At 45.3% G+C, this 6,805-nt stretch carries 5 protein-coding genes; 3 read left to right on the forward strand and 2 right to left on the reverse strand.

The genetic code is table 11. From position 1 onward, the window contains the following. Positions 1–239: 239 nt before the first annotated feature. Both fadA and fadB read right to left on the reverse strand, forming a co-directional pair. Positions 240–1,403: an acetyl-CoA C-acyltransferase FadA gene (fadA, locus tag ACED45_RS14290; RefSeq protein ID WP_017058821.1), complete on the reverse strand. Its 1,164-nt coding sequence runs from the start codon at positions 1,401–1,403 to the stop codon at positions 240–242. A gap of 26 nt (positions 1,404–1,429) precedes the next feature. After that, complete coding sequence (gene fadB / locus ACED45_RS14295) at positions 1,430–3,601, reverse strand: fatty acid oxidation complex subunit alpha FadB (RefSeq protein ID WP_371714303.1); 2,172 nt, start codon at positions 3,599–3,601, stop codon at positions 1,430–1,432. 227 nt (positions 3,602–3,828) lie between these two features. Here fadB and ACED45_RS14300 point away from each other — a divergent pair, with 227 nt between their 5' ends. Genes ACED45_RS14300 through hemG form a run of 3 tightly spaced genes read left to right on the forward strand, consistent with a single transcriptional unit; the run spans position 3,829 to position 6,482 of the window. After that, positions 3,829–4,452: a YigZ family protein gene (locus tag ACED45_RS14300; protein ID WP_210447671.1), complete on the forward strand. Its 624-nt coding sequence runs from the start codon at positions 3,829–3,831 to the stop codon at positions 4,450–4,452. Positions 4,453–4,486: 34 nt separating this feature from the next. Continuing rightward, positions 4,487–5,944: a TrkH family potassium uptake protein gene (locus ACED45_RS14305; protein ID WP_371714304.1), complete on the forward strand. Its 1,458-nt coding sequence runs from the start codon at positions 4,487–4,489 to the stop codon at positions 5,942–5,944. 10 nt (positions 5,945–5,954) lie between these two features. After that, the gene (hemG, locus tag ACED45_RS14310; RefSeq protein WP_060983437.1) at positions 5,955–6,482 is read left to right on the forward strand and encodes a menaquinone-dependent protoporphyrinogen IX dehydrogenase; all 528 of its coding nucleotides are present in this window, start codon (positions 5,955–5,957) and stop codon (positions 6,480–6,482) included. Positions 6,483–6,805 lie beyond the last annotated feature (323 nt).

Here is a 6,805-nt window from a genome sequence, read left to right on the forward strand (position 1 = left end):
TCTGCTCCATGGGAGAAATATTAGGAAACTGAAGTAACTGTAGTTGAATCGTTGGAGAAAAAATAATGAAACATCAACATTGAATCTATGCGTTCTGTGCATAGATATAAGTGGTGATTTTCTCTCGCTAGGTTTGCTGAACGAATTGATAGATTATTGGATGCCGAATAATAAAAAGTGCAGCCATATAAATATAGCTGCACAAAAGATTACTCTTCAAGTATTACCGTCAGTGATCGCTATGGGCGTTCAAATACCGTTGCAATACCTTGACCTAAACCAATACACATGGTCGCTAAGCCGTATTTCACATCTTGTGCTTCCATTAGGTTGATTAGGGTCGTCGAGATACGAGAACCAGAACAGCCTAGTGGGTGACCAAGAGCAATCGCACCGCCGTTAAGGTTTACTTTCTCATCAACCACATCCAGTAGACCTAGGTCTTTCGCACACGGAAGAGATTGAGCGGCAAACGCTTCGTTTAGCTCAATCACACCCATATCTTCAATGGTTAGGCCCGCACGTTTTAGTGCTTTTTGGGTTGCTGGTACTGGGCCGTAACCCATGATTGAAGGATCACAGCCTGCGATAGCCATCGACTTCACGCGAGCACGAATCTTAAGGCCAAGTGCGTTGGCTTTCTCTTCGCTCATGATAAGCATTGCAGAAGCACCATCAGACAATGCTGATGAAGTACCTGCTGTTACCGTACCGTTTGCTGGGTCAAATACAGGACGCAGTTGGGATAGGCCTTCAACCGTGGTTTCAGGACGAATCACTTCGTCGTAGTCTAGGGTAAATAGAGAACCATCTGCTGCGTGAGCTTCGGTTGGCAGGATTTCATTTTTGAAACGACCTTCAACTGTTGCTGCTTGAGCGCGAGCATGTGAGCGTGCTGCGAATGCATCTTGGTCTTCACGGCTAATACCGTGCATTTTACCTAGCATCTCAGCGGTTAGGCCCATCATACCGGCAGCTTTCGCTACGTGTTTCGACATGCCAGGGTGAAAATCAACACCGTGGTTCATTGGTACGTGCCCCATGTGCTCCACACCACCGATCAGGCAGATTTCAGCATCACCAACCATGATAGAGCGAGTTGCATCATGCAGAGCTTGCATAGATGAACCACATAAACGGTTGACCGTCACCGCACCAATCTCAATCGGTAGACCAGCAAGCAAGGCAGCGTTACGTGCAACGTTGAAGCCTTGCTCTAGCGTTTGTTGTACACAACCCCAGTAAATATCTTCAATTTCGACAGGGTTTACTTCTGGGTTGCGCTCTAAAATGCCTTTCATCAAATGTGCCGACAGATCTTCAGCACGAGTGTGACGGAAAGCTCCACCTTTGGAACGTCCCATTGGGGTACGAAGGCAATCAACAACAACTACATTTTTCATTTTGCTATTCCTTTTCCAAATGTGGGTTACAGAGAACTGGCTTGTTGGCTGTCGTAAAAGCTTTCGCCCTTCGCTGCCATATCAAGCAATAGCTGAGGTACTTGGTACATTGCACCTAAGTCTTGGTAGCCTTTCGCCATTTCAACGAAGTTACCAATGCCCACACTGTCTAAGTAGCGGAATACGCCGCCTCTGAATGGAGGGAAGCCTAAACCGTAAACCAGTGCCATATCCGCTTCTTGCGGTGTCGCGATAATGCCTTCTTCTAGACAAAGCACCACTTCGTTGATCATTGGAATCATCACGCGCTGGATAATTGTTTGGTCATCAAAGTCTTGCGGTTGTTGGCATACGTCAGCCAAGATAGGAAGAATGTCTTCAGAGAAGGTCTTCTTAGGACGACCGCGTTTGTCTAAGCTGTATGTGTAGAAACCGCTGCCGTTCTTCTGACCGTATTTTTCAGCAACGTAAAGTGCGTCGATCGCATCACGACCTTCTTTACCCATACGCTCAGGGAAACCTTGTGCCATTACAGCTTGTGCGTGGTGTGCTGTGTCTAGACCCACAACGTCTAGCAAGTAAGCTGGGCCCATTGGCCAACCGAACTTACGCTCCATCACTTTATCGATCTTAGTGAAATCAGCACCGTCACGTAGCAACATGCTGAAACCGCCAAAGTAAGGGAAAAGTACACGGTTTACGAAGAAGCCTGGGCAGTCGTTAACAACGATAGGGGATTTACCCATCTTCGCTGCGTAAGCGACTACGCGATTAATGGTTTCTTCTGAAGTATGCTCGCCACGGATGATCTCAACCAAAGGCATGCGATGTACTGGGTTAAAGAAGTGCATGCCACAGAAGTTTTCTGGGCGCTTCAAAGATTTCGCTAACAGGTTGATCGGAATCGTTGAGGTGTTTGATGTAAGAACTGTGTCTTCACCCACGAGACCTTCAACTTCACTCAGCACTGCTGCTTTTACTTTAGGATTTTCTACAACCGCTTCCACAATCACATCTGATTGTTCAACACCTGCATAATGCAGACTTGGAGTAATAGAAGACAGAATGCCTGCCATCTTGAATCCATCTAGGCGACCGCGTGATAAGCGTTTATTCAACAGCTTAGAAGCTTCGTTCATACCAAGGTCAAGAGACGCTTGTGCGATGTCTTTCATCATCACGGGCACGCCTTTTAACGCTGATTGGTAAGCAATACCGCCGCCCATGATGCCTGCGCCGAGTACGGCTGCACGCTCAGTTGCTTTGTTTGCAGACTTACCCGCTTGCTTCGCTAGGCCTTTGATGTATTGGTCATTTAGGAATAAGCCGACTAGTGCTTTAGCTTCTTCTGATTTCGCTAGCTTGACGAAGTGCTTACGTTCGATATCGAGTGCAGCATCACGATCGCTTCGTGCCGCTTCTTCAATTGCAATCACAGAAGTGATTGGCGCTGGATAATGAGGTCCGGCTTTTTGAGCGACTAAGCCCTTAGCCATGGTAAAGCTCATCATCGCTTCTAGTTTGCTAAGCGACAATGCTGATGTTTTCTGTTTGCGGCGTAACTGCCAGTCTAGTTTTTCATTGGCAGCCAGAGATACGGTGTTGATTGCCGACTCTAGCAGCTGGTCTGTTTCTACAATCGCATCTAACAAGCCAACTTTTAGCGCTTCATCAGCACGGCATGCTTTGCCTTGAGTGATAATTTCCATTGCGCTGTCAGCACCGATAACACGAGGCAGGCGCACACAACCACCAAAACCAGGCATGATACCGAGTTTGGTTTCAGGCAGACCTATGCTGGTGGTCTTGTCACCTATACGGAAATCGGTAGCGAGTACACATTCACAGCCGCCGCCAAGGGCATGGCCACGCATCATTGAAAGAGTTGGGACAGGAAGGTCTTCTAGCTTGCTGAAGATTGAATTAGCGAATCTTAACCATTCATCAAGTTCTGCTTCTGGCTTAGCAAATAAGCCAAGGAATTCTGTGATGTCTGCGCCTACAATGAACGCGTCTTTGTTTGAAGTTAAGATTAAACCACGTAATCCTGCATGAGCATTAAGAGCATCTAACGCTTTATCTAGTGATTCTAAAGTAGCAAGGTCGAGTTTGTTTACAGAGGCTGGTGCACAGAAGCTTAATTCCGCAATACCATCTTGTAATTCCTTTACCTGTAGGGTGTTAGCTTGGTAAATCATTGTCTATCTCCATGACATACAATCCACGATTGTTTGAGAGAATCTTGTTATCTTTCTATTATTGTAGAATACCTGGTAAGACCAGTTATCTTAGTCTGTACCTGTGGTTGATTAATTTCAATACATTTTTTAAACAATTGTTTAACATTGTGCGATAGCACAGATCCTCTAACCCTTATTATTCACGCGTGATACACTTCTCCGCTCTTATTTACTAAGTTAACGATATGAATGAACAGCCCTATTTAATACCGTCAGCGTCAGCTCTGTTTGAAGAAGAGATAAAAAAGAGCGTCTTTATTACGCACCTTGCTCATACACCAAGTATAGAAACTGCTAAACAATTCGTAGAGCAGGTAAAAAAAGAGCACTCTTCAGCGCGACATAACTGTTGGGGCTTTGCTGCAGGGCGACCTGAAGACTCGATGAAGTGGGGCTTTAGTGATGATGGCGAACCCTCGGGTACTGCTGGAAAGCCTATCTTGGCGCAACTGTCTGGTTCGGGTGTTGGCGAGTTAACGGCTGTAGTCACTCGCTATTCAGGTGGAATTAAGCTTGGTACTGGTGGTTTAGTTAAGGCTTATGGTGGTGGAGTACAACAAGCTCTCAAGCTGCTTCAAACTATCGAGAAAAAAATAACCACAAAATTACGGCTAGAGTTAGACTATGGCTTTGTGCCGATTGCACAATCCATCATGGCTCAGCATCAGGCTGTTGAAGTCCAAGCGGATTATGGTGTTCAAGTTGAGCTTATTATTGAAATAGAGCTCCTTCAGGTAGATTCGTTTACCCAAACCATGATCAATAAAAGCGGTGCTAAGGCACTGGTAACGAAAGTCAAAGACAACTAGGAAGTGTGAAGCATTTCGCTTCGTTCAATAGCTCATGCAATTTCGCTCAATTATTCGAATCGTCGGATTATTATTAGCACTTTTTAGTGTATCAATGCTCGCGCCTGCGCTCGTCGCACTGATCTATCGAGATGGTGCGGGTGTGCCATTTGTGACGACCTTTTTTGTTCTCTTATTCTGTGGAGCAACCTGCTGGTTTCCAAACCGACGTTATAAGCATGAATTGAAAGCGCGTGATGGCTTCTTGATTGTTGTTTTATTCTGGACGGTAATCGGTAGTGCTGGTGCGCTGCCGTTTTTGATCGCCGATAACCCTAATGTGTCGGTAACCGATGCTTTCTTCGAATCCTTTTCTGCATTAACAACCACGGGCGCGACCGTTATTGTCGGCCTCGATGATCTGCCTAAGGCGATTCTGTTTTACCGCCAGTTCCTGCAATGGTTTGGTGGTATGGGTATCATCGTATTGGCGGTAGCCATCCTTCCGGTTCTGGGCATCGGTGGTATGCAGCTATATCGTGCAGAAATCCCGGGCCCTGTAAAAGACAGTAAGATGACTCCACGTATTGCTGAAACGGCAAAAGCGCTTTGGTACATCTATCTGAGTCTAACGATTGCTTGTGCGGTGGCGTTTTGGCTTGCAGGGATGAGCTTCTTTGATGCTATAAGTCATAGCTTCTCTACTATTGCGATTGGTGGCTTCTCGACTCACGATACGAGTATGGGCTATTTCAACAGCCCGGCTATCAACATGATTACGGTCGTGTTCCTTCTTATCTCTGCGTGTAACTATTCGCTTCACTTTGCTGCATTTGCTTCTGGTGGTGTGCATCCTAAGTATTATTGGAAAGATCCTGAATTCCGCGCCTTTATCTTTATTCAAGCAGTCTTGTTCTTAGTTTGTTTCTTATTACTGCTTAATCACCACTCTTATGACTCGTATTACGATGCTTTTGATCAAGCCTTGTTCCAAACGGTGTCTATTTCAACAACCGCAGGCTTCACCACCACAGGTTTCTCTGAGTGGCCGTTATTCTTACCTGTGCTGCTTCTGTTCTCTTCTTTTATAGGGGGCTGTGCAGGTTCAACGGGTGGCGGTATGAAAGTCATTCGAATATTACTGCTTACCTTGCAAGGTGCTCGTGAAATGAAGCGCCTTGTCCACCCGCGAGCTGTCTATACCATCAAGGTTGGCGGTTCGGCACTACCACAGCGTGTCGTGGATGCGGTGTGGGGCTTCTTCTCTGCATACGCATTGGTTTTTGTGGTTTGTATGTTGGCTCTGATTGCAACCGGTATGGATGAGCTGAGTGCTTTCTCTGCCGTAGCGGCAACATTGAATAACCTTGGCCCGGGCTTAGGTGAAGTGGCAATGCACTTCGGCGATGTGAATGACAAGGCTAAGTGGGTGTTGATCGTATCTATGCTGTTTGGTCGTTTAGAGATATTCACCTTATTAATTTTATTGACCCCTACGTTTTGGCGTAGCTAAGGACAACATTTTGGCAAAAGCTCTATTTTTGTATTCAAGCCGTGAAGGGCAGACCAAGAAAATCTTGAACTATATAAAAGAAGAAATGAATGAGTTTGAATGTGAGCTTCAAGATCTGCACACCATTGGTAATGTCGACTTTGCTCAATACGACAGAGTGTTGATTGGCGCATCTATTCGCTATGGGCATCTCAATAAGAAGCTATATCAGTTCATTGATGCCAACCTTGCTCAGCTGCAATCAAATAAGGTTGCCTTCTTTTGCGTTAACTTAACAGCGCGTAAAGAAGACCAAGGAAAAGATACCCCTGAAGGTAGCGCCTATATTAAGAAGTTTCTTCTAAAGTCCCCATGGCAGCCGACTCTAATCGGTGTGTTTGCTGGCGCACTCTATTATCCACGTTATAACTGGTTCGATAAAACCATGATTCGCTTCATTATGAATATGACAGGTGGTGAAACGGATACAACCAAGGAAGTCGAATACACAAACTGGGAAAAAGTCTCTTTATTCTCTAAGAAACTGCAAGATATGTAAGAGAAAAGCCTACTTTTGAGGCGTTTTGTGCTCTTTTTAATCGAACGAATAAAAAAACGAGAAAAACTTCAAAAAGGGCTTGCCAGTGTGATCGAAATCTCTATAATGCCACCTCGCTGACACGGGATGGCTTCTTAGGAAACCAAAACGAATCAGCAGGTCAAATTAGCCAAGCTAAGCGCTTGAAAAAAAGTTTTGAAAATAGTGGTTGACACTAAAACTTAAATCGCTAAAATGGCCGTCCGATTTGAGCGAGGCTCAAAAAGGAAAAGCTCTTTAACAATTTAAACCTATCAATCTGTGTGGGCACTCGTTGATGAATA

It is taken from the genome of Vibrio crassostreae (assembly GCF_041439375.1).
In the GTDB taxonomy this organism is placed as follows: Bacteria; Pseudomonadota; Gammaproteobacteria; order Enterobacterales; family Vibrionaceae; genus Vibrio; species Vibrio crassostreae_D.

Coding starts and splice junctions, on each gene's coding strand:
- fadB (WP_371714303.1), bottom strand. CDS start 3,601: ATGATTTACCAAGCTAACACCCTACAGGTAAAGGAATTACAAGATGGT.
- fadA (WP_017058821.1), bottom strand. CDS start 1,403: ATGAAAAATGTAGTTGTTGTTGATTGCCTTCGTACCCCAATGGGACGT.
- ACED45_RS14305 (WP_371714304.1), top strand. CDS start 4,487: ATGCAATTTCGCTCAATTATTCGAATCGTCGGATTATTATTAGCACTT.
- ACED45_RS14300 (WP_210447671.1), top strand. CDS start 3,829: ATGAATGAACAGCCCTATTTAATACCGTCAGCGTCAGCTCTGTTTGAA.